Raw genomic sequence first — 24,874 nt, 5'->3', positions numbered from 1 at the left:
AGAGACGCTGGGCTCGTGCGTGGGCACGAGAAAGGCCCCGACCCGCATCTCTGCTGGTCAGGGCCTTCGTCGTCGCTGTCTCAACGAGTGTCCGGAGGGGGACTTGAACCCCCACGCCCTTTCGGGCACTAGCACCTCAAGCTAGCGCGTCTGCCATTCCGCCACCCGGACAGGGTGAACCCTCGGAGACCCGTGGGCCCCTCAGGTGCGACGGAAAAGATAGCACGGTGCGCCCGTCGAGCCCGCATCGCCCCCACGGTGCAGACTGGCCCGCAACGGTGCGCCGGCCAGGACGCAGCGGGGTGACCAGGGAGAACGATGAGCGAGGTTCCGGGCGGACCGACGAGGCACACGACGACCGCTCCGTCGGTGCGGACCGTGGCCGGCGCGCGCCGCAACCCGAACGTCTACGGCAACGACTACGACGCCCCGCGCTGGCTCCGTGCGACGGCGGGCGTCTCGTGGCGGCTGCTCGTCGTGGCGCTCGCCGTCGTCGTCATCTTCACGGCGGTGTGGCACGTCCAGCTCCTGCTCATCGCGGTGTTCATCGCGCTCGTCGTCAGCGCCGTGCTGCGCCCGGCGGTCGACTGGCTGGCCAAGGGGATGCCGCGGTTCGCGGCCACGGCCGTCGCGCTCATCGGCGGCATCCTCTTCTTCCTGGGCCTCCTGACCTGGGTGGGCTACTCGGTGGCCAGCCAGTGGGACAAGCTGAGCGCGCAGTTCAGCGACGGCATCGGGCAGATCACCGACTTCCTCGAGAGCGGGAACCTGCCGTTCAAGGTGACGAGCGACCAGGTCGCGCAGTGGATCGACACGGGGCGCGACTGGGTGCAGACGCACTCGGGCGAGATCGCCAGCGCCGCGGCGTCGCGGACCGGCAGCGTCGTCGAGGTGTTCACGACCCTCGCGCTCGCGCTGTTCTGCGCCGTGTTCTTCCTCGCGCGGGGCACCGACATGTGGACGTGGTTCCTCAACCAGCTGCCCGCGAGGCACCGGGAGACGTGGAAGACCGCCGGTGGCGCCGGCTGGTACACGTTCTCGGGCTACGCGCGCGGCACGGTGATCATCGCCGTCACCGAGGGCGGCCTCGCGTTCATCATCCTGACGATCCTGCGGGTGCCGCTGTCGGCACCGTTGTCGGTGCTCGTCTTCATCGGCGCGTTCATCCCGCTCATCGGCGGACCGGCCGCCATGGTCGTCGCGATGCTGGTGGCGCTGGCGGCCAACGGCGTCTGGTCGGCGATCTTCGTGGGCGTCGGCATCGCGCTGATCGGCCAGTTCGAGGGGCACTTCCTCCAGCCGCTGATCATGGGCCGGCAGGTGAAGATCCACCCGGTGGTGATCGCCTTGGCGGTCACGGGCGGCACGCTGCTCGGCGGCCTGCTCGGAGCGGTGATCGCGGTGCCGCTGATCTCCGTCTGCTGGTCGATCTTCTCGCGGCTGCGCACGCTCGACCCGCCCATGGACGAGGAAGAAGAGGACGAGGTCGAGGAGGACGTCGAGCCTGTCGACGAGGCCGTCAGCGAGCGGTGAGCACCGGCGCGGGCAGCTCGTGCAGCGCGTCGAGCAGCACCCGGTTGAACGCGACCGGGGCGTGCAGGTTGACGTCGTGGCCCGCGCGCGGCACGACCGTCAGCCGGGCGGCGGGCGCCGCCCGCAGGTAGCGCCGCTCGTCGAGCCGCAGCGGGTCGCGTGCGCCGTTGACCAGCCAGAGCGGCAGCCGCAGCCGGCGCAGGTCCTCGATCGACGAGTACCCCGCGAGCGAGGAGAGCATGTCGGTCACGACGTCCCACGTGCCGCCGCCGAACTCGAGCGCGCCGTCGAGAGCTGCCGAGAGGCGCCCGTAGAGCCGCAGCGGCTTGCCGCGCGTCTCGGTCGAGCATCCGGCCAGCACGATGCCCGCGATGCGGTCGGCGTTCCGGCCGGCGTACGCGAGGCTCGCGTACCCGCCGAGCGAGAGCCCGACCAGCAGCGGCGCGACGGTGAACGAGCGCACGGCGTCGTCGATCGCGGCCACCGCGCCCTCGAGGGTGAACCGCTCGCCCGATCGCGTGCCGTGGCCGGGCAGGTCGAGCGCGAGGGTCGGGTGGCCGTGCTGCCGCAGCGCACCGACCTGCGCCGCCCAGATGGCGGAGGACGAGCGGGTGCCGTGCACGAGGACGATCGGACGGTGCGAGATGAGGGGCTCCTTGGTGCGCGCCGCGGCTCCGCGGCCCCGACAGGCTACGCCCGCGCGGACCGGCCGGCGCGCCTCACAGGTGGGGTGTGCAACGTCCCTCACCGAGCACCGCAAGACCTTCACGATCGCCCGCCGCGAAGCTCGTCACCGAGAGGTTCGTCGAGGGGTACATGAGCTCCGCGGGGTCGTCGACGTGGTCGAGACCGACGAGGTGCCCGAGCTCGTGCGACACGACCCCGAGGGCGATCGCCTGCCCGTTGGGCGTCGCGAGCAGCCGCGCAACTTCGTCGGTGTCGAGCGTGACCGAGCCGGTCACGTACACGTCGACGCCGTCGCGGTGCACCGACGCCGAGCCGCCCAGGCCCGCGACGTCGCCCTCGAGCGCGGGCGTCTCCAGCGCGTCGGACCAGGCCACGAGCACCGGCGCCCAGCGCTTGCCGTACCGGTCGGGCTGGTACGCGTGGCGCTTCGGTGACGGCGCCTCGGTCGTGGTGCCGTCGTCGACGAACTGCAGACCGGTCGCCGCCGAGACGCGGTCGATGGCGGTCGTGAGCAGCTGGTCGGCGCCGTCGGGCGCGCCCGCGGTCCGGACGACGTAGTGGATGGGCCGGCACGGGTCGTACGCGACGGGCGTCGTCCCGTCCGCCTGGAGCGCAGTGAACGCGTGGGGCCCGTGGTCGAGGGACGACTCGACGGGCGGGGCGCCGAGCGGGACCCGGGCCTCCTCGTGCCCGGCCGCGGGACCGAAGGCGTTCGCGGCGGCGTACCACCGCGCCCCGAGCGCGAACGCGCCACCGAGCAGCAGCACGACGAGCGCCATCACCAGCGCTCGCGGCACGCGCCGGACCGTGCGGGGCGGCGTCACGAACCGCACGAGCGGCGGCTCGACGGGGCGGCGCGGCTGCGGCAGCTCAGGCGCCGCACCGGCGGTCGGCGGCCACGGCGACGGACCGCGAGCGTCCACGCTGCCCTCCCGGTCCGTCCACGGGGCGGCGCCCCTTCGTCGTCCGACGAGGATGGCACGCGCCCCGATCCCCGCGCGCGGCGACGGCAGCGGACCACCCGAACGCCCACCCCGGGCGCACGCCGGACGCGGTTCAGCGGCCCCAGCGCTCCAGCAGGCGTCGCAGCTGCGCGACGTAACCGCCGCCGAACAGCAGCGCGTGCACGCCGACGGGGTACACCTGGTGCAACCCGAGGCGCTCGCGCCACCCCGGTCGCAGGGCGTGCACCTCGCCGTAGCCCGCGACGACGTCGTCGAGGAACGGCAGCCCGAACAGGTGCAGCATCGCGAGGTCCGTCTCGCGATGGCCGCCGTGCGCGGCGGGGTCGACGAGAGTCGCGCCCTGCGCGGTCCACATCACGTTGCCCGACCAGAGGTCGCCGTGCAGCCGGGCCGGGCGGTCGTCGTCGTCGAGGTCGCCCCCGAGCAGGCGCGTCACGAGGGCGTCGAACGCCCTGGCCGGTACGACCCCCGCACGGTCGAGCGCCGCTGCGAGCGGCTGGAGGCGGCGCCGCGCGAGGAAGTCGCCCCACCGCTCGTGCTCGCCGGCCGGCATGACGAGCGGCGCGTCCAGCGGCCCGAAGAAGCCGTCGCGACCCCAGGCCGGCGGCGGGCTCCCGAAGGCTGGCGCGCCGGCGTCGTGCGTGCCGGCGAGTGCGCGTCCGAACGCGACCGCGGCGTCGCGCGTCGGCCGCACGCTCGTCAGCCGGGCCAGGTCCAGGTGGTCGTCGGCCACGTCGAGCACCGCCACGACGGGCGCGCCGTCGGCAGCCTCCCCGAGCCAGCGCAGGCCCGCGGCCTCGCACGCGAAGAAGCCCGCCGGCGCGTCGTGCCGGGACTTGCGGAACGTCGGCGTCGTCACGGGTCGATGGTGCCCGGAGGAGCGCGGGCATGCCCCGCGAGGGCGAAACCACCCCGCCGCCCGCGCCGCGCGGGCCGCGCGAGACGACACTGGTCGCGAGTGGCAGACCCCACGACGGACGGAGCACACGATGCAGGTCGGGATCCCGCGGGAGGTCAAGAACCGCGAGTACCGCGTGGCCCTCACACCGGCCGGGGCGCACCAGCTCGTCGGCGCCGGGCACGAGGTGCTCGTCGAGTCCGGCGCGGGCGAGGGCTCGGCGATCGACGACGCGCACTACCGGGAGGCGGGCGCGCGCATCGTCGGCACGGCCGAGGAGGCGTGGTCCGCCGAGCTCGTGTGCAAGGTGAAGGAGCCGGTGGAGCAGGAGTACGGCTTCCTGCGCGCCGACCTCACGCTGTTCACCTACCTGCACCTGGCCGCCGACCGCGCGTGCACCGACGCGCTGCTCGCGGGCGGCACCACGTCGGTCGCGTACGAGACGGTGCAGCTGCCCGACGGGTCGCTCCCGCTGCTCGCGCCCATGAGCGAGGTCGCGGGGAGACTCGCGTCGCAGGTCGGCGCCTACCACCTGATGCGCAACGAGGGCGGCGCGGGCGTGCTGCTCGGGGGCGTGCCGGGCGTCGACGCCGCCAAGGTCGTCGTGCTGGGCGGGGGAGTCGTCGGGCGGCACGCGGCGGAGATCGCGGTGGGCATGCGCGCCGACGTGGCGGTGCTCGACCTGTCGATGCCACGGCTGCGCGAGATCGACGCCGCGTTCACGGGGCGCATCCGCACGCTCGCGTCGAGCGCGTACGCCATCGAGCGCGAGCTGCTCGACGCGGACCTCGTCATCGGCGCCGTGCTCGTGCCCGGGGCGCGCGCGCCCCACCTGGTGCCGAACACGCTCGTCAAGCGGATGAAGCCCGGCTCGGTGCTCGTCGACGTCGCCGTCGACCAGGGCGGCTGCTTCGAGGACACCCACCCGACCACGCACGACGACCCGACCTACCGCGTGCACGGCTCCGTCTTCTACTGCGTCGCGAACATGCCGGGCGCGGTGCCCGTGACGTCGACGCGCGCGCTGACGAACGTGACGCTGCCGTACCTGTCGGCCCTCGCGGAGCGCGGGGTCCGCGGGGCTCTCGAGGCCGACGCGACGCTCGCGGCGGGGCTGACGACGCGCGGGGGTCGGCTGTTCAGCGAGCCCGTCGCGCGGGCGCACGGCTACGAGTCGGCGCCGCCGGCAGCCGCGTTCGCCTGACCTGCGGCGCCTGCTCGCCTTGCACAGGGGCCGCGGGTGCGGACGGACGCGCGTCGACGTGGTCGCCCGGCCGCACCCTCGGCCATGAGGTTGGATGAACGCATGGCGCTCGACCTCAGCAACCCGTTCGCGACCGAATCGACCCTCCCGTACCGCCTGCCGGACTTCACGCGCATCCGTACCGAGCACTACCTGCCCGCGATGCTCGCCGGGATGGCCGAGCAGCGCGCCGAGTGGGAGGCGATCGCGACGGATCCCGAGCCCCCGACGGTCGAGAACACGCTCGAGGCGCTCGAGCGGTCGGGACGGCTCCTGACCCGGTCCGCGACCGTCTTCTTCAACGTCTCGAGCTCGGACTCGAGCCCGGCGCTCGACGCGATCGAGGAGGAGGTCGCACCGCTGCTCGCGGCGCACGAGGACGCACTGCACCTCGACGGCCGCATCTTCGCGCGGCTCGAGGCGATCGCCGCCGACGCGACGGCCGGCCGTGTCGAGCTCGAGCCCGACACGGCGTGGCTGCTGGAGCGCACGACGACGGCGTTCCTGCGCGCCGGCGTGCGCCTCGACGAGACCGCGCAGGAGCGCCTGCGGTGGTTGAACGCCGAGATCACGCGGCTGTCGACGGTGTTCGGGCGCGAGCTGCTCGCCGCGGGCAACGACGGCGCGCTGCTGCTCACCGACGAGGACGAGCTCGACGGCCTGCCCGACGACGCACGCCGTGCCGCCGCCCGCGCCGCTGCCGAGCGCGGGCACGAGGACGCGTGGCTCATCGACCTGATCCTGCCGACGGACCAGCCCGCGCTCGCGTCGCTGACGAACCGCTCGGTGCGCGAGCGGCTCTACCGCGCGTCGATCTCGCGCGGGCTCGGCGGCGCCCACGACACGCGGCCGACCCTCGTCGAGCTCGCGCGCCTGCGCGCGGAGCGGGCCCGGCTGCTCGGCTACCCGCACCACGCGGCCTATGTCGCCGAGGACGCCACGGCGAAGTCGGCCGACGCGGTCGACGCGATGCTGACTCGCCTGGTCCCGGCCGCCGTCGCCAACGCCCGCGCCGAGGCCGCCGAGCTCGAGGCGGTCCTGCGGGAGGACGAGCCGGCCGCCACGCTCGAGCCGTGGGACTGGGCGTTCTACGCCGAGCGCGTCCGCCACGCGCGCCGGTCGATCGACGACGCGGCGCTGCGGCCGTACCTCGAGCTCGACCGCGTGCTCACCGAGGGCGTCTTCCGCGCCGCGACCGACCTGTACGGCCTCACGTTCGCCGAGCGCCATGACCTCGTCGCCTACCACCCCGACGCGCGCGTCTTCGAGGTGTTCGACGCGGACGGCAGCGGCCTCGGCCTCTTCGTGTTCGACGGCTGGACGCGCGACAGCAAGCGCGGCGGGGCGTGGATGAACAACCTCGTCGACCAGTCGTGGCTGCTCGACGAGCCGCCCGTCGTCGTCAACAACCTCAACATCCCGCGCCCGCCCGACGGCGAGCCGACCCTGCTCACGTGGGACGAGGTCAGCACCGCGTTCCACGAGTTCGGCCACGCGCTGCACGGTCTGTTCAGCGCGGTGCGCTGGCCGTCGCAGTCGGGCACGTCGGTCCCGCGTGACTTCGTCGAGTACCCGTCGCAGGTGAACGAGATGTGGGCGTGGGACGAGACGGTCGTCCGCTCGTTCGCGCGGCACCACGTGACGGGCGAGCCGATGCCGTCGGAGTGGGTCGAGACGCTGCTCGACAGCCGCCGGGACGGCCAGGGCTTCGGCACGACGGAGTACCTGGGCGCGGCGCTGCTCGACCAGGCGTGGCACCGGCTGACGCCCGAGGAGGCGCCGACCGACCCGGAGCAGGTCGAGGCCTTCGAGGCCGCGGCGCTCGACGCCGCCGGCATCTCGTACGCCAAGGTGCTGCCGCGCTACCGCACGTCGTACTTCAACCACATCTTCGGCGGCGGCTACGCGGCGGGGTACTACTCCTACATCTGGTCGGAGGTGCTCGACGCCGACACGGTCGAGTGGTTCCGCGAGAACGGCGGACTGCGGCGGGAGAACGGCGACCGGTTCCGCGGCGCGCTGCTCTCGCGCGGCGGCTCGCTCGACCCGATGGACGCGTTCCGCGAGCTGCGCGGCCGTGACCCGCAGATCGACCCGCTCCTGGTGCGCCGCGGGCTGACGGCCTGACCGGCCGGGCCGCTCCCGGGGGTGCAGGTCGACCCCGGCGGCGGCCCGGCGCCCGGTGGCGTCCCGGTAGGTTGGCCGCATGCCGACGACCGCCCCGCCCACGGCCGAGGACGAGGTCGTCGGCATCTGCCGCGACCTGATCCGCATCGACACGTCCAACTTCGGCGACGACTCCGGTCCGGGGGAGCGCGCGGCGGCCGAGCACGTCGCCGGGCTGCTCGACGAGGTCGGGCTCGAGGTCGAGGTGTTCGAGAGCCGTCCGGGCCGCACGAGCCTGGTCACGCGACTCGAGGGTGCCGACCGATCGCGACCCGCGCTCGTGCTGCACGGTCACCTCGACGTCGTCCCGGCGCAGGCCGCGGACTGGTCGGTCGACCCGTTCGCCGGCGAGGAGCGCGACGGCCTGCTCTGGGGCCGCGGCGCCGTCGACATGAAGGACATGGACGCGATGATCCTGTCCGTCGTGCGGCAGCTGGTCCGCGAGGGCCGCCAGCCTGCGCGTGACGTGGTCGTCGCGATGTTCGCCGACGAAGAGGCCGGCGGAGGCGCGGGCGCCCGGTGGGCGGTCGACCACCGGCCGGAGCTGTTCGAGGGCGCGACCGAGGCGATCAGCGAGGTCGGCGGGTTCTCGGTCGACGTCGGTGGACGGCGCGCCTACCTGCTGCAGACCGCCGAGAAGGGCCTGTCGTGGATGCGGCTCGTCGCCGACGGGCGGGCCGGTCACGGCAGCGGCGTCAGCCCGGACAACGCGGTGACGCACCTGGCCGAGGCGGTGGCGCGGATCGGCCGGTACGCGTGGCCGCTCGAGCTGACGCCCACGGTCCGCGAGCTGCTCCGCGGCGTGGCGGACCTCACGGGCCTCCCGCTCGACGAGGAGGACCCGGACACGATCCACCGGCTGGTGGACGCGCTCGGCCCGGCCAAGCGGTTCGTCGGCGCGACGCTGCAGCACACCACCAACCCGAGCCAGCTCGCCGCGGGCTACAAGGCGAACGTCATCCCCTCGACCGCGCAGGGCACGGTCGACGGCCGGTTCCTTCCGGGCCGCGAGGTGGAGTTCGACGCGAAGGTGGCGGAGCTCGCCGGCGAGCACGTGCGGATCGAGCGGATCCACCACGACATCGGCCTCGAGGCGCCGTTCTCGGGTGGGCTCGTCGACGCGATGGTCGACGCGCTGCACGCCGAGGACCCCGGCGCGACGGTCCTGCCGTACACGCTCTCGGCGGGCACCGACAACAAGTCGCTCGCGCGCCTCGGCATCGCGGGCTACGGCTTCGCGCCGCTGCGCCTGCCGGCGGACCTCGACTTCACGGGCATGTTCCACGGCGTCGACGAGCGCGTTCCGGTCGACGCGCTGCGCTTCGGCTGCCGCGTGCTCGACCGCCTGCTCGCGACCTGCTGAGCCGGGGCGCCGACTCGGCCGCTCAGTCGAGCGTCTCGGCGAGCGTCGAGCGCACCCGGATGATCTTCCGACGCAGCCAGACCCTGCGCTCGCCACCGACGTAGACCACCGACCGGGCGAGCTCCCAGCGTCCGTACTCGGCCTGCTCGGTCAGCATCTGACGTGCGTCGTTGCGACTCGTCGTGCGCGGGAGGGTGAGAACGCGGTACTCGTACTGCCCGCCCTGCGACACCCAGTCGCTCCGCTTCGTCCCGCTCTGACCGATTGCCATCCGCCAACCCCGTCCCGGCGCGTCGGGTGCGCCGTGCCACCGGACCTTCTGCGCTGCCATTGTGCCTCGGGCGGCGCTACGGTCGTGGCATGACCGTCGACCCGCGTGCCGCCCTGGACCGCCTGATCGCAGCCCTCGAGGCGCACTACAACGCGATCGTCTCGCGCCGTGGTGAGGACGACCCGGCGGTCGACGACGCGTACGACGTGCTGGCGGACGCCTTCGAGGTCTACGACGACGCTCTCGGCACCGTCCACGGCGAGGCCACGCCGTTCTACCTCGCCGAGGAGGAGGACGACGAGGACGAGGACGACGAGGAGTCCGACTGGTCCGGTGACGCCGAGTACGACGACGACGTGGACGACGTGGAGGAGCTCGCGGACGAGACGACGGGCTCGCCGAGCCGCTGACGGAAGCGTCGGCCGCGCATCAGGCCCGGGCGGCGCCGCAGCCGGTCAGAACCGCTCCGGGTACCCGACCGGCGGGGCGCTCACCTCGTCGAGCGCGGCGCGCAGCGCGTCGGGCAGCGTCAGGTCCTCCGCCGTGAGCGACGCGCGCAGCTGTCCGGCGGTCCGGGCTCCCACGAGCGCGGAGGCGACGCCGGGCGCGTCGCGCACCCAGGCCAGCGCGACCTCGAGCGGCGTGCGGTCGAGGCCCTTCGCCGCGGTTGCGACGGCGTCGACCACGGCGGCCGACGACGCGTCGAGGTAGGGCTGGACGAACCCCGCGAGGTGCGCCGACGCCGCGCGCGAGTCGGCCGGGACCGTGCGCCGGTACTTGCCCGTCAGCACGCCTCGCCCGAGCGGCGACCACGCGAGCAGCCCGGCGCCGAGCGCGCCTGCCGCGGGGAGCACCTCGCGCTCGACGCCGCGCTGGAGCAGCGAGTACTCGGCCTCGACGGCCGCGAGTCCGACCTCGCCCTCGAGAAGCGTCGCGGCACGCGCGACCTGCCAGCCCGCGTGGTTCGACAGCCCGACGTACCGCGCCCGGCCGCTCGTCACGGCAAGCCGCAGCGCTGACACGGTCTCGTCGAGCGGCGTGCGCGGGTCGGGGGTCTGCACGAGCCAGACGTCGACGTGGTCCGTGCGCAGCCGCCGCAGCGAGGCGTCGAGCGTGCCGAGCAGGGCACCGCGGGACGCGTCGACGACACCACGGGCCGCGCCGGCCTTCGTCACGAGCACGACCTCGTCGCGCGGCACCACGTCGCCGAGCAGCTCGCCGAGGAGCTCCTCCGCGCCGCCGTCGGCGTACGACGCCGACGTGTCGATCACCGTGCCGCCGGCGTCGGCGAAGTCACGCAGCTGCTCGCGCGCGTCGTGCTCGTCGGTGTCGCGGCTCCAGGTCATGGTGCCGAGGCCGAGGGCGGAGACGCGCAGGCCCGTGCGGCCGAGCGGACGGAGGTCCATGGCGCGCAACCCTAACCGCGTGGCCAGGGCGGTCGGCGACGGCGCTCCGGCTATCGTTGCGGCTCGTGGCTGCAGGCATGGGTGGTGGTGAGGCGATCCTTCTCGGGCTCGTCCAGGGTCTGACGGAGTTCCTCCCGGTCTCCTCGAGCGCGCACATCCGGATCATCTCGGAGCTGGTGAACGGTCAGGACGCGGGCGCCGCGTTCACCGCCGTCATCCAGCTCGGGACCGAGTCCGCGGTGCTGCTCTACTTCCGGCGCGACCTGCGGCGGATCATCCTCGCCTGGTGGCACGCCCTGCGAGGCGCGTACGGCACCGACTGGCGGTCGCGCGCGGGCATGCCGGCGAACGGCCCGAAGGACCACGACGCGCTGATGGCGTGGTTCATCGTGATCGGCACGATCCCGATCGTCGTGCTCGGCCTGCTGTTCCAGGACGCGATCGAGAGCGCGTTCCGCAACCTATGGCTCACGGCGTTCGTGCTCGCCGCGTTCGGCCTCTTCCTGGGCTGGGCCGACAAGGTGGGGTTGAAGAGGCGCACGCTCGAGGAGCTCAACCCGCGGCACGCGACGCAGTTCGGCCTCTGGCAGGCGCTCGCGCTCATCCCGGGCGTCTCGCGCTCCGGCGGCACGATCACGGGCGGTCTGCTGATGGGCTACACCCGCGAGGCGGCCGCGCGGTACTCCTTCCTGCTCGCGATCCCGGCGGTGTTCGGCTCGGGCCTGTTCGAGCTGTTCAAGGAGCGCGACGCGTTCGGGACGCCGGGCGTCCCGAGCTTCGGCGTCACGCTGCTCGCGACGATCGTCGCGTTCGTCGTCGGCTACCTCGTGATCATCGTGTTCCTGAAGATCGTCTCGACCTTCAGCTACAAGCCGTTCGTCTGGTACCGGCTCGGGCTAGCAGCGCTCGTGGTGCTGCTGCTGCTCACGGGCGCGCTCGAGCCGAACGCGCCGCTGCCGGCGGGCTGACCGCCGCCGGGGCGGTGGCAGGTTGCCCGCTACAGCCAGCCGGACCGCCGGAACAGTGCGTAGAGGGCGCCGCACACCGCGACCATCAGGCCGAGTGCGAACGGGTACCCGAAGTGCCAGTCGAGCTCGGGCATGTTGCGGAAGTTCATGCCGTAGATCCCCGCGATCAGCGTCGGCGCGAGCCCCATCGCGGCCCACGCGGAGATCTTGCGCATGTCCTCGTTCTGCCGCACCGACACCTGCGACAGGTGGACCGAGATCATCGCGTCGAGCAGCGCGTCGTGCGAGTCGAGGTGCGAGTCGAGGCGGTCGACCCAGTTCTCCGCGCGGCGCAGCCACTGCTCGGCGACTGCGTCCTCACCCGACGCCTGCACGTTGGCCAGCAGCTCCGGCAGCACCGACGTGACGGGCTGGAGCGCACGTCGCGCCTCCGCGATCTCGCGCTTGAGGTCGTAGATGCGCTCGATCGGGTCCTGGCCCGCGGCCGACGAGAACACCATCCGCTCGGTCTTGGCGACGGCGTCGCCGAGCGACACCTCGACGTCGGACGCCGTCGACAGGAACGTCAGCAGGATCGCCGCGAGCACCTGGTGCGTGCCTGAGTCCGGCACGGGCACGTTGCTGGTGAGCTTCTCCGCCGCCTCGTCGAGCACGCCGGCGTCGCCCACCTCGGTCGTCACGACGACCTCACGGCACAGCACGCCGCTCACGGCGCCGGTGTGCACGTCGCGCGTCTCCTCGACGTAGGAGAGCGTCGGCGTCGTCAGCACGATCTCGTCGTCCTGCACGCGCTCGACATGGGCGCGCAGGCGGTGGGTGCGCACGGCGTGCTCGCCGAGGCCACGGTGGTTGAGCACCGACAGGGCCGGCTCACCGACGCCGTGCGCGCGGGCCACGTCGGTGAGGCGCCGCGCGTCGGCGACGACCACCCAGCGTGGACCCGACCGCGGGACGTCGTCGCCCGCGCCGAGCTCCCGCCAGCCGTCGCCGTCGGGAACGAAGATGCGGTCGTTCCCTGCCGCGGCGTCGAGGTCCGCGCTGATGTCGAGCTCCACGTGCGCATTGTCGCCCCGCGACGGCGTCCGGCCCGTGCGCCGCCCCGATTAGGCTGACGGCCGTGCTCACCTGGCCCACGCCCCACGTCCCTGCGCTGCCCGGACGAGGAGGGCAGGTCCTGGTGCGCGACTCGTCGTCGGGCGAGCTGGTCGAGGCGGCGGCGGGGGAGTCCGCGACGCTCTACGTCTGCGGCATCACGCCGTACGACGCCACGCACCTGGGCCATGCTGCGACCTACGTCGCCTTCGACCTGCTCGGTCGGGCGTGGCGCGACGCCGGCAAGAGCGTGCGCTACGCGTCGAACGTCACGGACGTCGACGACCCGCTGCTCGAGCGCGCGGCGGCGACGGGTGTCGACTGGCGCGAGCTCGCCGACGAGCAGATCGCGCTCTACGCGGAGGACATGACGGCGCTCGGCGTCATCCCGCCCGACGTGTACCGCGGCGTCGTCGAGGAGATCCCCGCCGTCATCGAGGCGGTCGAGAAGCTGCTCGCCGCGGGGGCCGCGTACGTGATCGAGACGCCGGGCGTCGACGGGCCGGGCGACGTGTACGCGGACCTGGCTGCCGACCCGGACCTCGGTGTCGTGGCGCGCCTCGACGAGGCGCGGATGGTCGAGCTGGCGCGCGAGCGCGGCGGCGACCCCGACCGGCCCGGCAAGCGCTCGCCGCTCGACCCGCTGCTGTGGCGCCGCGAGCGGCCCGGTGAGCCCGCGTGGGACGGCGGCTCCCTCGGCCGTGGCCGCCCCGGGTGGCACATCGAGTGCGCGGTCATCGCGCGCGACGGCCTCGGCCTGCCGTTCGACGTCGAGGGCGGCGGCTCGGACCTGCAGTTCCCGCACCACGAGATGAGCTCGTCGCACGCCCGGCTGCTCGACGCGGGCGCCGCGGCGCGCGTGCACGTCCACACCGGCATGGTCGGGCTCCACGGCGAGAAGATGAGCAAGTCGCGCGGCAACCTCGTGCTGGTCTCGCGCCTGCGCGAGCAGGGCGTCGACGCGATGGCCGTCCGGCTCGCGATCCTCGCGCACCGCTACCGCGACGACTGGGACTGGACCGACGAGGGTCTCCACGAGGCGCAGGCGCGACTCGACCTGTGGCGGCGCGCGATCTCCGGGAACGGCGGCCCGGCGGCCGACGAGCTGCTCGCGGGCGTGCGAGCCGCCGTGGCCGACGACCTGGACACCCCGCGGGCGCTCGGCATGGTCGACGAGTGGGCTCGCCGGTCGCTCGCGGGGGAGGGCGACGTCGTCGAGGGCGCGCCGGGAGTCGTGGCGCGGACGGTGGACGCGCTGCTCGGGGTCAGGGTCTGAGCCCCGGCGCTCGCGTCCGGCTCTGAGCCGAGCGGGCGACCACCGGCCGGCCGATCGTCAGGAACCCGGGCCCTTGTCCCGCCTGCGCAGGTAGCGCTCGAACTCGCGCGCGATCGCCTCGCCCGTCGCCTCGGGCAGGTCAGCCGTGTCCTTGGCCTCCTCGAGCTGGCGCACGTACTCGCCGATCTCGCTGTCCTCGCCCGCCAGCTCGTCGACGCCGTGCTGCCACGCGATCGCGTCCTCGGGCAGCTCGCCGAGCGGCACCGGCTCGCCGAGCAGCTGCTCGATGCGGTGCAGGATCGCGAGCGTCGCCTTCGGCGAGGGCGGGTGCGCGACGTAGTGCGGCACGGCTGCCCACAGCGACAGCGCGCCGAGCCCGCGTGCGGACGCCTCGTGCTGGAGCACGCCCACGATGCCGGTCGGGCCCTCGTAGGTGTTCGGCTCGAGCCCGACCGCGTCGCGCAGCGCCGGGTCGTCGGTCGTCGCGTTGACCGGGATCGGTCGCGTGTGCGGCACGTCGGCGAGCAGTGCGCCGATCGTCACGACCGTGCGGACGCCGAGGCTCGCGGCGATGTCGAGCAGCTCGGCGCAGTAGCGCCGCCAGCGCATCGACGGCTCGATGCCGTGCACGATGACCACCCGCCGTCCGCTCCCCGGTGCGGTGGCGACGGCGACGGCCGTGGTCGGCCACGTGATCTCGCGCCGGCCGTCCGGGCCGAAGCCGACCATCGGACGGTTCACCTGGAAGTCGTGGTACTCCTCGGGGTCGAGCTCGTCGACCTGCTCCGCGTTCCAGACCTCGTGGAGGTGCTCGAGCGCCTGCGTCGCCGCGGAGCCCGCGTCGTTCCACCCTTCGAACGCCGCGAGGAGCACGGTGCCGTCGACGGGCAGGTCGCTCGGGGGGAGCTCGCTCATCTGCTCAGACTAGATCGGGCGCCGCCGCGCACGCGGGACGAGGACCGCGCGGCCCGGGGTCCCGGGGGCTGCCGCGGGGCCGCCCGTACGATGGAGGCATGCCCACGACGACGCCTCGCTCCGCGCTGCCCGCCGCCGTGCTGTGGGACATGGACGGCACGCTCATCGACACCGAGCCGTTCTGGATGTCGGCCGAGATCGAGCTCGCGCGCGCCTGGGACGCGCCGTGGACGCACGAGGACGCGGCCGCCATGATCGGCAGCTCGATGGACGTGTGCGCCGCGGCGCTCCAGGCCCGCGGCGTTCGCCTCCCGGACGAGGAGATCCGCGACTTCCTCAACGCGCGCGTCGCCGCGGGGGTCCAGGAGCGCGTGCCGTGGCAGCCGGGCGCGGCCGCGCTGCTCGAGGTGCTGCACGAGGCGGGCGTCCCGCAGGCGCTCGTGACGTCGTCGTACCGCGTGCTGGGAGAGCCGTTCGCGCGGCGCGTCGGGCTGTTCGACGCCGTGGTGTGCGGCGACGACGTGACGAACACCAAGCCGGACCCGGAGCCGTACCAGCGGGCGGCCGGCCTGCTCGGCGTCGACGTCGCGGCGTGCGTCGCGTTCGAGGACTCGCGCTCGGGTGTCGCGTCGGCGTACGCGTCGGGGGCCCGCACGATCGGGGTCGAGGTCGTGCAGTCGCTGGCGCCGCGGCCGGGCCTGAGCCGGGTCGAGACGCTCGAGGACGTGACGCTCGAGACGATCGCGCGCGTCGCCGCCGGCGAGGTCGTGGACCTGCTGCCCGCCGCCTGACCCGAGCCGGCCGCGCCCCGGCGGCCGGGGCACGGGAGCCGGTGCGCCGCTGCGCCGCGGCCTCACGCTGCTGGCCGCACCCCCGTCGCTCGCTCGACGTCGTCCGGCGAGGCCAGGGGCGGCGTGCCGCCGAACGCGGGGCAGAGCTCGCGGAACGAGCACCAGTCGCAGAGCTTCGACGTCCGGGGGCGCCAGTCACCGGCGCGGGCCGCCTCCTGGATGCCGGCCCAGATCGAGCGGATCCGCGCCTCGAACGTCGCCATCTCGGGCTCGCTCGGCTCGTGCTGCACGACGACGCCGTCGCCGAGGTACTCGAGCTGCAGGCGCTTGGGCAGCACGCCGCGCGTGCGCCAGATGACGAACGCGTAGAACCGCATCTGGAAGAGCGCGGAGCTCTCGAAGCCGGGGCGCGGCGAGCGGCCCGTCTTGTAGTCGACGACGCGCACCCACCCGTTGGGTGCGACGTCCACGCGGTCGACGATGCCGCGCAGCTGCGGCCCGTCGTCCAGCTCGGTGCGGACGACGAGCTCGCGCTCGCGCGGTTCGAGCCGGGTGGGGTCCTCGAGCGAGAAGTACGTCTCGAGCAGCGCCTCGGCGCTGGCCAGCCACTCGGTCAGCGCCGCCGGCCCGTCGAACAGCTCACCGACGCCGGGGTCGCGCTCGAGGAGCCGCTCCCACTGCTCGGGCACCAGGCCGTGCGCTGCGGCGAGAGTCCGCTCGACCGCGGGCAGCTCGAAGAGGTGCTCGAGCACCGCGTGCACGAGCGTGCCGCGCGCCGCCGCCGTGCTCGGCGGCTCGGGCAGCCGGTCGACCACCCGGAACCGGAACATGAGCGGGCACTGGAGGAAGTCGTTCGCGCGCGACGGGGACAGGCCAGGCTTGGCTGGCTCGCGAGCCGGCGCGTCGGCGACGGCAGCCGCCTCGACGGCGGCGTCGACGCTCTCCTCGACGCTCGCGTCGATCGTCGGCTCGACAGTCTCCTCGACAGTCGACTCGCGCGCCTCGTCCAGATCGGTCACGTCTGCAGCGTAGGCGCGGCCACCGACATGCCCGTGCCCCCGCGCCGACGCGCACGCCGCCCGGGCTCCCCGCCCGACCGATCCGTCCGGTCGCGCGGGTCGCGCCACCTACGCTGGTCGCATGAGCACGCCGCGCCCGCCCGCCCCTCGGTCGCCCGGCTGGGTGATCGGCCGCGTCGCGGGTGCGCCCGTCGTCGTCGCGCCGAGCTGGCTCGTGGCCGTCGCGGTGCTGACGTTCCTCTCGGCCGGGACCGTGCGGATCCTCACGGGTCTCGAGGGCAGCGCGGTCTACGTCGTGTCGCTCGCGTTCGTCGTGCTGCTGTTCGTGTCGGTGTTCCTGCACGAGCTCGCGCACGGGCTGGTCGCGAAGGCGCGCGGGCAGCAGCCGCAGGAGTTCGTCCTCACGCTCTGGGGCGGTCACACCGCGTTCGGCGGCGAGGCGCCCACGGCGGCCACCACCGCGCTCGTCGCGGTCGTCGGACCGATCGTCAACCTCGTGCTCGCGGGCGTCTTCTGGGCCGTGCTGCGCAGCGGCGCGGTCGACCGCGGGACCGTGCTGTTCGCGCTGATGTGGTCCGGCGCGGTGACCAACGGGTTCGTCGGCGTCTTCAACCTGATCCCCGGGCTGCCGCTCGACGGTGGTCGTGTGCTCGCGGCACTCGTGTGGGGCGTCACCAAGGACCAGGTGAAGGGGACGCTCGTGGCCGGCTGGGTCGGGCGCGTCGTCGCGGTCGGCGTGTTCGTCGTCGCGGTCGGCTACCCGATGGCCCTGGGCGGACGCATCGACCTCGTCTCGCTGCTCTGGGCCGCCATGATCGCCGCGTTTCTGTGGAGCGGTGCAGGCGCGGCGGTGCAGGGGTCGCGGCTGCGGCGCGCCCTCGACCAGGTGACGCTCGCCTCGATGGGGCGCCCCGCGGTCGGCGTCGCGCACGACACCTCGGTCGCGCAGGCGGGCGCCTACGCCGCGTCGGTCGGCGCCCAGGAGGTCGTGCTGCTCTCGCCGGACGGCCGGCCCGCGGCGTACGTCGACCGCCACGCGGCAGCCGCCGTCCCGGCCGACGTGGCGGGCACGACCCCGCTCACCGCGGTCTCGGTGCCGCTCCCGGGTGGCGCGGTCGTCGACGGCTCGCTCGCGGGGGCCGAGCTGGTGCGGGCCGTGAGCCAGGCGACGCAGCACACGCCGGTCGTCGTCGCGATGGTGGGCGGCCGGGTCGTCGGGCTCGTCCGTGCCGCCGACGTCGTCGCCGCGATCCGGGGCTGACGGCCCGCCGCCTAGACTGCTCGCCCGTGACGAACGACGACGCACCCGCCGGTGCCGCCCAGCGCCGAGGCCCGTTCCGTGCCGGGGAGCGCGTCCAGCTGACCGACCCGCGCGGCCGGCTCAACACCATCACGCTCGCTGCCGGCGCGGCCTTCCACACGCACCGCGGCTACCTGCGCCACGAGGAGCTCATCGGCATGCCCGAGGGCTCGGTGGTCCGCAACACGTCGGGCATCGAGTACCTGGCGCTGCGCCCGTTGCTCGCCGACACCGTGCTGTCGATGCCGCGGGGCGCCGCGGTGGTGTACCCGAAGGACGCCGGTCAGATCGTCACGATGGGCGACGTCTACCCCGGCGCACGCGTGGTCGAGGCGGGCGTCGGGTCGGGCGCGCTGACGATGTCGCTGCTGCGCGCGGTGGGCGACCGCGGCTCGCTGCACTCGATCGAGCGGCGCGAGGACTTCGCCGACATCGCACGCGGCAACGTCGAGAACTTCTTCGGCGGCCCCCACCCGGCGTGGCGGCTGTCGGTCGGCGACCTCGCCGACGTGCTGCCTGTCGCGCACGAGAGGGGCACCGTCGACCGTGTGGTGCTCGACATGCTCGCGCCCTGGGAGAACCTCGCCGTGGTGGCCGACGCGCTCGCGCCCGGCGGCGTGCTCACGTGCTACGTCGCGACGACCACGCAGATGTCGCGGCTCGTCGAGGACCTGCGCACCGACGGCCGCTACACCGAGCCCGAGGCGTGGGAGTCGATGGTGCGCGGCTGGCACCTCGAGGGCCTGGCCGTCCGGCCGCAGCACCGGATGATCGGCCACACCGGCTTCCTCGTCACGACGCGCCGCCTCGCGGACGGCGTCGTGGCCCCGCAGCGCAAGCGTCGCCCGGCCAAGGGCGCGTACCCGGTCGACGAGACCGGCGCGCCCGCCGAGGACGCCGGGCTCTGGTCGCCCGAGGCGCTCGGCGAGCAGGCGATCTCGGAGAAGAAGATCCGCCGCGTGCGCCGCGACGTGGGCCGCGCCGAGCCCGACGCCTGACGCGACCACCGGCTCGGACTCGCTCCCGGAGGCGTCGCTCGCGCTCGGATGTCCGATCCGCGGGACACCGCGCGCATCTCCGCCGCGTCGGACGTTCGATGTTGACAGCGATGGTTAGTGTCGTCGGACCAGCGCGACCAGCCTGGCGACCCGCGGGAACGGAGGCCGACACATGACCGACCCGGTGAGCCCTGGAAACCCGAGCCGCGACCTGCAGCGCGAGCTCGCGGTGCTGGCGGCCAAGAACGAGCGGCTCTCGGACGCGCTCGTCGCGGCGCGCGAGCAGATCGTCGAGCTCAAGCGCCAGGTGGACGAGCTCGCCAAGCCGCCCGGCACGTACGCGACGTTCCTCGGAGCGCGCGAGGACGGCACGGTCGACGTGGTGTCGTCCGGCCGCAAGATGCACGTGGGCGCGAGCCCCGCGCTCGACGTGCACCGCCTGCGCCCGGGCCAGGAGGTCATGCTCAACGAGGCCCTCACGGTCGTCGAGGCCGGCGGGTACGAGCGCGTCGGCGAGATCGTCACGGTCAAGGAGCTGCTGGGCGACGGGCGCGCGCTGGTCGTGGGCCGTGGTGACGAGGAGCGCGTGGTCCGGTTCGCGGGCCAGGTGCTCGACGCGGGCGTGCGCATCGGGGACGCGCTGACGATCGACTCGCGCAGCGGGTTCGTGTTCGAGGTCGTGCCGCGGGCCGAGGTCGAGGACCTCGTGCTCGAGGAGGTGCCCGACATCGACTACACCGACATCGGCGGCCTGGGTCCCCAGATCGAGGCGATCCGCGACGCGGTCGAGCTGCCGTTCCTGCACCCCGAGCTGTTCCGCGAGCACGGCCTCAAGCCGCCGAAGGGCGTGCTGCTCTACGGGCCGCCCGGGTGCGGCAAGACGCTGATCGCGAAGGCGGTCGCGAACTCGCTCGCCGCCACCGCCGCGGCCGCGCGCGGCGACGACCTCGCCGAGGCGAAGAGCTACTTCCTCAACGTCAAGGGTCCCGAGCTGCTCAACAAGTACGTCGGCGAGACGGAGCGGCACATCCGCCTGATCTTCGCCCGCGCGCGCGAGAAGGCGTCGCAGGGCCACCCGGTCGTCGTGTTCTTCGACGAGATGGAGTCGCTGTTCCGCACGCGCGGCACCGGTGTCTCGTCGGACGTCGAGACGACGATCGTGCCGCAGCTGCTGAGCGAGATCGACGGCGTCGAGCGGCTCGAGAACGTGATCGTCATCGGTGCCTCGAACCGCGAGGACATGATCGACCCGGCGATCCTCCGGCCCGGTCGCCTCGACGTGAAGATCAAGATCGAGCGGCCCGACGCCGAGGGTGCGCGCGAGATCTTCGGCAAGTACCTGACGGCCGACCTCCCGATCCACGAGGACGACCTGCGCGAGCACGGCGGCTCGGCGGCCGAGGCGGTCGAGGCGATGATCACGCGCGTCGTCGAGCGCATGTACACCGAGAGCGACGAGAACCGGTTCCTCGAGGTCACCTACGCGAGCGGCGACAAGGAGGTCCTGTACTTCAAGGACTTCAACTCGGGCGCGATGATCCAGAACGTCGTCGACCGCGCGAAGAAGACGGCGATCAAGGACTTCCTGGCGGTCGGCCAGCGCGGCATCCGCGTCGACCACCTGCTGTCCGCGTGCGTCGACGAGTTCCGCGAGAACGAGGACCTGCCGAACACGACGAACCCCGACGACTGGGCGCGCATCTCCGGCAAGAAGGGCGAGCGCATCGTCTTCATCCGCACGATCGTGCAGGGCAAGAAGGGCACGGACGGCTCGCGGACCATCGAGAACGTGACCAGCACCGGCCAGTACCTCTGACGACCGGCCCGCGCGCCCGCCCGTGGACGACCGGGGGCAGGCGCGCGGCCGTCAGTAGGGTGGAACGCGTGACCGTGCGCCGCGTGATGGGGATCGAGACCGAGTACGGGATCCTCCAGCCCGGGCGGCCCCTCGCCAACCCGATGCTGCTGTCGAGCCACGTCGTGGCGGTGCACGCCGCGACGCGCGAGAGCGGCCGGGCCAAGGCGCGCTGGGACTACGACGACGAGGACCCGCTGCACGATGCCCGCGGGTTCCACCTGCAGCGCGCGTCGGCGCACCCGTCGCTGCTGACCGACGACCCGGCCAAGCCCGCCCCGAGCGGGGACGGCCCGCAGGAGCTGGCGCGCGCGAGCGTCGAGGAGTACGAGGACCCCGGCGCGGCGAACGTCATCCTGACGAACGGCGCGCGGCTCTACGTCGACCACGCGCACCCCGAGTACTCGTCGCCCGAGGTGACGAACCCGCGCGACGCCGTCCTGTGGGATCGCGCGGGGGAGCGCGTCATGCTCGCGTCGGTCCGTGCGCTGGCGTCGACGAGCGCCCTGCCGGACGTCGCGCTCTACAAGAACAACGTCGACGGCAAGGGTGCGACGTACGGCATGCACGAGAACTACCTCGTCGAGCGCGCCGTGCCGTGGGCCGACCTCGCCGCGCGCCTGATCCCGTTCCTCGTGACGCGGCAGGTCTACACCGGCGCGGGTCGCGTCGGACTCGGGCAGCGCGGCGAGCAGGCCGGCTTCCAGCTCTCGCAGCGGGCGGACTACATGGAGGCCGAGATCGGCCTCGAGACCACGCTGCGCCGGCCCATCGTCAACACGCGCGACGAGCCGCACGCCGACCCCGAGCGGTGGCGGCGGCTGCACGTCATCATCGGCGACGCGACGATGCTCGAGGTCGCGACGTACCTGCGGCTCGGCACGACGTCGCTCGTGCTCTGGCTCATCGAGCGCGCGGTCGCCGAGGGCGGCGCCGGGGGCGCGGGCGGCGCGCTCGCGGCGGTGGACCGCCTCGCGCTGCGAGACCCGGTGCAGGCGGTGCACCTGATCAGCCACGACGTCACGCTGACCACGCGGGTCGAGCTCGTCGACGGGCGGCAGCTCACCGCGCTCGAGGTCCAGCGCGCCTACCTCGACGCGGTGCGGGTCGCGCTCGAGCACGCGGGCGCCGAGCTCGACGACCAGACGCGCGACGTGCTCGACCGGTGGGACTCGGTGCTGACGCGCCTCGCCAACGACCCCGCGAGCTGTGCGCGCGAGGTCGAGTGGCTCGCCAAGCTGCGGCTGCTCGAGGGCATGCGCCGCCGGGACCGGCTGCCGTGGGACCACCCCCGGCTCGCGGCCGTCGACCTGCAGTGGTCGGACCTGCGCCCCGAGCGGGGCCTCTACCACCGGCTCGCGGCTGCAGGGGCGGTCGAGCGGCTCGTCGCCGAGGAGGACGTCGCGCGCGCCGAGCTGCACCCGCCGCGGGACACGCGCGCCTACTTCCGGGGCGAGGCGGTCGCGCGGTACGGGCCCGAGATCTCGGCGGCGAGCTGGGACTCGGTCGTGTTCGACGTCGTGGGCAGCCCGACGCTGCAGCGCGTGCCGATGCGCGACCCGCTGCGCGGGACGGCGGCGCACGTCGAGGCGCTGCTCGACCGCAGCCCCGACGCGAGCTCGCTGCTCGCGCACCTCGGCGCGGGCTGAGCGCTCAGCGCATCGCGGCGAGGAAGCTCGCGGCCGCGCGTGCGTCGCGCAGCCGGCGCTCGTACGTGACGCCGGCCGTGAGGAGCACGGCACCGCCGAGCGCGACGACGGGCCACCAGCCGACCGCGACGGCGAACGGCGCGAGCTGGCGCACCGCGACCAGCCCCAGGGCCGTCGAGCCGAGCACGAACGGCGCCTGCAGCCGCAGCCGCGCGCCGACGAGGACGGCGACCGCACCGACCGCGAGCGCCAGCAGCAGGCGCCACGCACCGGGCTCGACGAAGCCCGCGAGCACGACCGGTCCGAGCACGAGCGCGGTGCCCGGCCCCAGCGCGGTCCAGCTCGCCGCACCCGGGTGGGCGCGCAGCCGGACGGCGCCGGCCGCGGTCAGCACGGCGCCGAGACCCGCGAGGACGGCGTCCGCGGGTACGTCCCACGGCTGCGCAAGCAGGTCGACGGTCGCGGCCGACACGAGCGCGACGCCGTGCGCGAGCCGTTCGTGCCCGGCGTGCGGGTCGTCGAGGAGCTCGTCGGCCTCGTCCTGGTGCCCGTGCGCGCGTGTCGCCGCGGCACCGAGGAGCGCGAGCGCGGCACCGGCCGAGGCGACGACGCCGATGCGCGCGGCCACGAGCCAGTCGCTGCCACCCGCGGCGCCGCACAGCGCGACCAGGGCTCCCCAGCCGAGCAACGACCCCACGACGCGGGTGACCGGGCGCAGCGGGGGCGCGAACCAGCCGGCCGCCGTGAACGCGAGCGAGGCGAGCGCCGCGAGCGCGCACGCGGTCCAGGCAGCCGACCCGCGCGCGGCGACGAGGGCCGCGAGCAGCGCGGCGAACGCGCCGGTGCGGGCCACCGGGTGCAACCCGCGCGGCAGCATCGGGTCGAGCACGACCGCGGCCGCGGCCACCAGCACGAGCGGCAGGACGGTCGCGGTCGGCTGGTCGGCACCCGTCGCGTCGCCGAGCGCCGGGACCACGACGAGCAGCGCGACCAGCTCGACGGCCCGCGAGGCGCGGCGCGCCACCAGGCTGACCGCGGGAGTGCCGTGGACGCGCGCCAGGAGCCCGAGGCCGACCAGCGCGGCAGCACCGAGCAGCAGCCCCTCGGGACGCGCGGTCGTGAGGCCGTCGACCTCGGCGCCGAAGTGCGTGGCGCCGGGGTCCTCGACGGCGCGAGCCGCCGCGCCGGCGAGCCAGACCGCCGTGGGGACGCCCACCACGGCCGCGGCGGCGAGCGCGGGCGGCGCGAGCGTCGCGAGGCGCGGTCGGCCGGTCCGCCCGGCGAGGACGGCGGAGGCGGCGACCGCGCACGCGGCGACGACCGCCCACGTCGGGGACGGACCGGTGGCGACGGCACCGGCTCCGACGGCCAGCAGAGGCGCGGCCACGGCCGGTGCGCGCAGGCCCGTGACCGCGGCCCACCCGCCGAGCACCGCGGCGGCGACGGCGCCGGCCGCCGCGGCGTACCGCGCGCCGTCGAGCGCGGGGATCGCACCCGCGACGCGCCAGGCCCACAGGTCGAGCACCACGAGCGTCACGCCGAGGGCAGCGACGGCCTCGGCGCCGCGCGGGACCCGCCGCCGGCGCAGCGCGGGCGCGCCGAGCAGCGCCGCGAGCGTCGCCACCGCGACGGCCGCCGCGCGGGCCGCGGCGTCCAGGTGGTGCCAGCGGTAGGCGACCAGCACGAGGCAGGCCACGGCGAGCAGCGCGACGCCGAGCACCTGCAGGACCGTCGACGCCTCCCACGCCGGCGCGCGCCCGGGGACGGGCGAGCGGGGCGGAGCGGCGGAGAGTGGGGCGGCCTGCGTCGAGAGCGTGCCGACGAGGGCGGCCGGCGCCGACACGGCCTCGGGGGAGAGCCGGGCGACGAGCTCCGCGCGCTGGTCGAGCGCCTCGGCCACCGCGACGGACGCCGCCCACACGGCGGCACCGGCTCCGCCGGTCAGGTCGAGCCCGCACGCGTCGCACCGCGTGCCGAGCAGCGGCCACAGGCACGCCGGGCACGCAGCCGTGTCGAGGACGACACGGCGCGCGGCGGCGAGGGCCGGAGGCGGCGGAAGCGGCATGGCGCGCATCGTCGCAGGCCGGGGAGCCCCGCCGGGCGCCGTCGGTTCCGCGAGGACCCCGTTCCGCCCTCAGGTTCCCCCGACCGGCGCACCGGGCGTCACCCGCGTCCACCACCCGGGCGTCGGGCCCGGTCGTGTCGCAGGATGGGCCTAGGGTGGGTGACAGAGGCCGGGAGCCGGCCGGGATCCACCACGGAGCAGCACACCGGGAGGTCACGATGGCTGGTCAGGACCAGATCAGGCCGCACCGCGACGACGCGGAGCCGGACGACGCGCCGGACGCGCCCGCCGCCCCGTCGACGCAGGCCCGTGACGCCGAGGTGGACGCGCTCCTCGACGAGATCGACGACGTGCTGGAGTCCAACGCCGAGCAGTTCGTCCGAGGGTTCGTCCAGAAGGGCGGTCAGTGAGCGT

The 24,874-nt window shown here is 74.5% G+C and carries 22 protein-coding genes and 1 tRNA gene; 13 read left to right on the top strand and 10 right to left on the bottom strand.

Annotated elements, in window-relative coordinates; translation table 11 throughout:
• Window positions 1-88: 88 nt before the first annotated feature.
• Window positions 89-171: transfer RNA gene (locus QRT04_RS15785), tRNA-Leu, on the bottom strand.
• Between the two features lie 147 nt (window positions 172-318).
• On the opposite strand from QRT04_RS15785, the gene QRT04_RS15780 reads away from it, so the two are divergent.
• Window positions 319-1,533 (top strand): AI-2E family transporter, encoded by a 1,215-nt coding sequence (locus tag QRT04_RS15780; protein ID WP_289456562.1) that lies wholly within the window; start codon window positions 319-321, stop codon window positions 1,531-1,533.
• Here the strand turns inward: QRT04_RS15780 and QRT04_RS15775 are convergent.
• From QRT04_RS15775 to QRT04_RS15765, 3 genes are all read right to left on the bottom strand, one after another.
• Window positions 1,520-2,155, bottom strand: coding sequence for an alpha/beta fold hydrolase (locus QRT04_RS15775; protein WP_289456561.1), 636 nt, complete (start codon window positions 2,153-2,155; stop codon window positions 1,520-1,522). The genes QRT04_RS15780 and QRT04_RS15775 overlap by 14 nt on opposite strands.
• A gap of 97 nt (window positions 2,156-2,252) precedes the next feature.
• The gene (locus QRT04_RS15770) at window positions 2,253-3,143 is read right to left on the bottom strand and encodes a matrixin family metalloprotease (RefSeq protein WP_289456560.1); all 891 of its coding nucleotides are present in this window, start codon (window positions 3,141-3,143) and stop codon (window positions 2,253-2,255) included.
• A gap of 133 nt (window positions 3,144-3,276) precedes the next feature.
• Complete coding sequence (locus QRT04_RS15765; RefSeq protein ID WP_289456559.1) at window positions 3,277-4,044, bottom strand: fructosamine kinase family protein; 768 nt, start codon at window positions 4,042-4,044, stop codon at window positions 3,277-3,279.
• A 130-nt stretch (window positions 4,045-4,174) separates the two neighbouring features.
• Between QRT04_RS15765 and ald the strand changes: the two genes are divergently transcribed.
• From ald to QRT04_RS15750, 3 genes are all read left to right on the top strand, one after another.
• Entirely contained in the window at window positions 4,175-5,287 is a 1,113-nt protein-coding gene (ald, locus tag QRT04_RS15760; protein WP_289456558.1) for an alanine dehydrogenase, read from the top strand.
• Window positions 5,288-5,389: 102 nt separating this feature from the next.
• Window positions 5,390-7,453 carry a M3 family metallopeptidase gene (locus tag QRT04_RS15755; protein ID WP_289456557.1) on the top strand — a complete coding sequence of 688 codons (2,064 nt, stop codon included), beginning with the start codon at window positions 5,390-5,392 and terminating at the stop codon, window positions 7,451-7,453.
• A 79-nt stretch (window positions 7,454-7,532) separates the two neighbouring features.
• Window positions 7,533-8,855: a M20/M25/M40 family metallo-hydrolase gene (locus QRT04_RS15750; protein ID WP_289456556.1), complete on the top strand. Its 1,323-nt coding sequence runs from the start codon at window positions 7,533-7,535 to the stop codon at window positions 8,853-8,855.
• A gap of 22 nt (window positions 8,856-8,877) precedes the next feature.
• Here the strand turns inward: QRT04_RS15750 and QRT04_RS15745 are convergent, their stop codons facing one another.
• Window positions 8,878-9,126, bottom strand: a complete 249-nt coding sequence (locus QRT04_RS15745) for a DUF5703 family protein (protein ID WP_289456555.1) — start codon at window positions 9,124-9,126, stop codon at window positions 8,878-8,880.
• An 89-nt stretch (window positions 9,127-9,215) separates the two neighbouring features.
• Here QRT04_RS15745 and QRT04_RS15740 point away from each other — a divergent pair, with 89 nt between their 5' ends.
• Window positions 9,216-9,536: a primosomal protein gene (locus tag QRT04_RS15740; protein ID WP_289456554.1), complete on the top strand. Its 321-nt coding sequence runs from the start codon at window positions 9,216-9,218 to the stop codon at window positions 9,534-9,536.
• Between the two features lie 45 nt (window positions 9,537-9,581).
• Here QRT04_RS15740 and QRT04_RS15735 read toward each other — a convergent pair whose 3' ends face one another.
• Window positions 9,582-10,532 (bottom strand): aldo/keto reductase, encoded by a 951-nt coding sequence (locus tag QRT04_RS15735; RefSeq protein ID WP_289456553.1) that lies wholly within the window; start codon window positions 10,530-10,532, stop codon window positions 9,582-9,584.
• A 77-nt stretch (window positions 10,533-10,609) separates the two neighbouring features.
• On the opposite strand from QRT04_RS15735, the gene QRT04_RS15730 reads away from it, so the two are divergent.
• Window positions 10,610-11,500 carry an undecaprenyl-diphosphate phosphatase gene (locus QRT04_RS15730; protein ID WP_289456743.1) on the top strand — a complete coding sequence of 297 codons (891 nt, stop codon included), beginning with the start codon at window positions 10,610-10,612 and terminating at the stop codon, window positions 11,498-11,500.
• A gap of 29 nt (window positions 11,501-11,529) precedes the next feature.
• Here QRT04_RS15730 and QRT04_RS15725 read toward each other — a convergent pair whose 3' ends face one another.
• The gene (locus QRT04_RS15725; protein WP_289456552.1) at window positions 11,530-12,555 is read right to left on the bottom strand and encodes a magnesium and cobalt transport protein CorA; all 1,026 of its coding nucleotides are present in this window, start codon (window positions 12,553-12,555) and stop codon (window positions 11,530-11,532) included.
• Between the two features lie 62 nt (window positions 12,556-12,617).
• On the opposite strand from QRT04_RS15725, the gene mshC reads away from it, so the two are divergent.
• Window positions 12,618-13,868: a cysteine--1-D-myo-inosityl 2-amino-2-deoxy-alpha-D-glucopyranoside ligase gene (mshC, locus tag QRT04_RS15720; protein ID WP_289456551.1), complete on the top strand. Its 1,251-nt coding sequence runs from the start codon at window positions 12,618-12,620 to the stop codon at window positions 13,866-13,868.
• A gap of 57 nt (window positions 13,869-13,925) precedes the next feature.
• On the opposite strand, the gene QRT04_RS15715 is transcribed toward mshC, so the two are convergent.
• The gene (locus tag QRT04_RS15715) at window positions 13,926-14,783 is read right to left on the bottom strand and encodes a PAC2 family protein (protein WP_289456550.1); all 858 of its coding nucleotides are present in this window, start codon (window positions 14,781-14,783) and stop codon (window positions 13,926-13,928) included.
• 98 nt (window positions 14,784-14,881) lie between these two features.
• On the opposite strand from QRT04_RS15715, the gene QRT04_RS15710 reads away from it, so the two are divergent.
• Window positions 14,882-15,574, top strand: a complete 693-nt coding sequence (locus QRT04_RS15710; RefSeq protein WP_289456549.1) for an HAD family hydrolase — start codon at window positions 14,882-14,884, stop codon at window positions 15,572-15,574.
• 62 nt (window positions 15,575-15,636) lie between these two features.
• On the opposite strand, the gene QRT04_RS15705 is transcribed toward QRT04_RS15710, so the two are convergent.
• Entirely contained in the window at window positions 15,637-16,593 is a 957-nt protein-coding gene (locus tag QRT04_RS15705; protein ID WP_407653651.1) for a RecB family exonuclease, read from the bottom strand.
• 121 nt (window positions 16,594-16,714) lie between these two features.
• Here QRT04_RS15705 and QRT04_RS15700 point away from each other — a divergent pair, with 121 nt between their 5' ends.
• The 4 genes from QRT04_RS15700 to dop all read left to right on the top strand — a co-directional run bounded on the left by QRT04_RS15700 (window position 16,715) and on the right by dop (window position 22,395).
• A complete protein-coding gene (locus QRT04_RS15700) occupies window positions 16,715-17,854 on the top strand; it encodes a site-2 protease family protein (RefSeq protein WP_289456548.1) in 1,140 nt (379 codons plus the stop codon).
• Between the two features lie 26 nt (window positions 17,855-17,880).
• Complete coding sequence (locus QRT04_RS15695) at window positions 17,881-18,891, top strand: tRNA (adenine-N1)-methyltransferase (RefSeq protein WP_289456547.1); 1,011 nt, start codon at window positions 17,881-17,883, stop codon at window positions 18,889-18,891.
• A 172-nt stretch (window positions 18,892-19,063) separates the two neighbouring features.
• Window positions 19,064-20,707 (top strand): proteasome ATPase, encoded by a 1,644-nt coding sequence (gene arc / locus QRT04_RS15690; protein WP_289456546.1) that lies wholly within the window; start codon window positions 19,064-19,066, stop codon window positions 20,705-20,707.
• Window positions 20,708-20,775: 68 nt separating this feature from the next.
• Window positions 20,776-22,395 (top strand): depupylase/deamidase Dop, encoded by a 1,620-nt coding sequence (gene dop / locus QRT04_RS15685; protein WP_289456545.1) that lies wholly within the window; start codon window positions 20,776-20,778, stop codon window positions 22,393-22,395.
• 4 nt (window positions 22,396-22,399) lie between these two features.
• On the opposite strand, the gene QRT04_RS15680 is transcribed toward dop, so the two are convergent.
• A complete protein-coding gene (locus tag QRT04_RS15680) occupies window positions 22,400-24,460 on the bottom strand; it encodes a DUF2157 domain-containing protein (protein WP_289456543.1) in 2,061 nt (686 codons plus the stop codon).
• A gap of 218 nt (window positions 24,461-24,678) precedes the next feature.
• Here QRT04_RS15680 and QRT04_RS15675 point away from each other — a divergent pair, with 218 nt between their 5' ends.
• Window positions 24,679-24,870, top strand: coding sequence for a ubiquitin-like protein Pup (locus QRT04_RS15675; protein WP_289456542.1), 192 nt, complete (start codon window positions 24,679-24,681; stop codon window positions 24,868-24,870).
• The last annotated feature ends 4 nt before the right edge of the window (window positions 24,871-24,874 follow it).

Origin of the sequence: Cellulomonas alba, assembly GCF_030362835.1 — a bacterium.
Taxonomy (GTDB): domain Bacteria; phylum Actinomycetota; class Actinomycetes; order Actinomycetales; family Cellulomonadaceae; genus Cellulomonas; species Cellulomonas alba.
The sequence above is the reverse complement of the archived record's forward strand: the minus strand, read 5'-3'. Positions and strand labels throughout refer to the sequence as shown.

What these genes read in the sequence shown, in the direction of transcription:
- QRT04_RS15745 (WP_289456555.1), bottom strand. Translation starts at nt 9,126, where the DNA reads ATGGCAATCGGTCAGAGCGGGACGAAGCGGAGCGACTGGGTGTCGCAG.
- QRT04_RS15780 (WP_289456562.1), top strand. Translation starts at nt 319, where the DNA reads ATGAGCGAGGTTCCGGGCGGACCGACGAGGCACACGACGACCGCTCCG.
- QRT04_RS15735 (WP_289456553.1), bottom strand. Translation starts at nt 10,532, where the DNA reads ATGGACCTCCGTCCGCTCGGCCGCACGGGCCTGCGCGTCTCCGCCCTC.
- QRT04_RS15755 (WP_289456557.1), top strand. Translation starts at nt 5,390, where the DNA reads ATGGCGCTCGACCTCAGCAACCCGTTCGCGACCGAATCGACCCTCCCG.
- QRT04_RS15730 (WP_289456743.1), top strand. Translation starts at nt 10,610, where the DNA reads ATGGGTGGTGGTGAGGCGATCCTTCTCGGGCTCGTCCAGGGTCTGACG.
- QRT04_RS15750 (WP_289456556.1), top strand. Translation starts at nt 7,533, where the DNA reads ATGCCGACGACCGCCCCGCCCACGGCCGAGGACGAGGTCGTCGGCATC.
- QRT04_RS15740 (WP_289456554.1), top strand. Translation starts at nt 9,216, where the DNA reads ATGACCGTCGACCCGCGTGCCGCCCTGGACCGCCTGATCGCAGCCCTC.
- QRT04_RS15675 (WP_289456542.1), top strand. Translation starts at nt 24,679, where the DNA reads ATGGCTGGTCAGGACCAGATCAGGCCGCACCGCGACGACGCGGAGCCG.
- arc (WP_289456546.1), top strand. Translation starts at nt 19,064, where the DNA reads ATGACCGACCCGGTGAGCCCTGGAAACCCGAGCCGCGACCTGCAGCGC.
- QRT04_RS15680 (WP_289456543.1), bottom strand. Translation starts at nt 24,460, where the DNA reads ATGCCGCTTCCGCCGCCTCCGGCCCTCGCCGCCGCGCGCCGTGTCGTC.
- QRT04_RS15710 (WP_289456549.1), top strand. Translation starts at nt 14,882, where the DNA reads ATGCCCACGACGACGCCTCGCTCCGCGCTGCCCGCCGCCGTGCTGTGG.
- ald (WP_289456558.1), top strand. Translation starts at nt 4,175, where the DNA reads ATGCAGGTCGGGATCCCGCGGGAGGTCAAGAACCGCGAGTACCGCGTG.
- QRT04_RS15715 (WP_289456550.1), bottom strand. Translation starts at nt 14,783, where the DNA reads ATGAGCGAGCTCCCCCCGAGCGACCTGCCCGTCGACGGCACCGTGCTC.
- QRT04_RS15700 (WP_289456548.1), top strand. Translation starts at nt 16,715, where the DNA reads ATGAGCACGCCGCGCCCGCCCGCCCCTCGGTCGCCCGGCTGGGTGATC.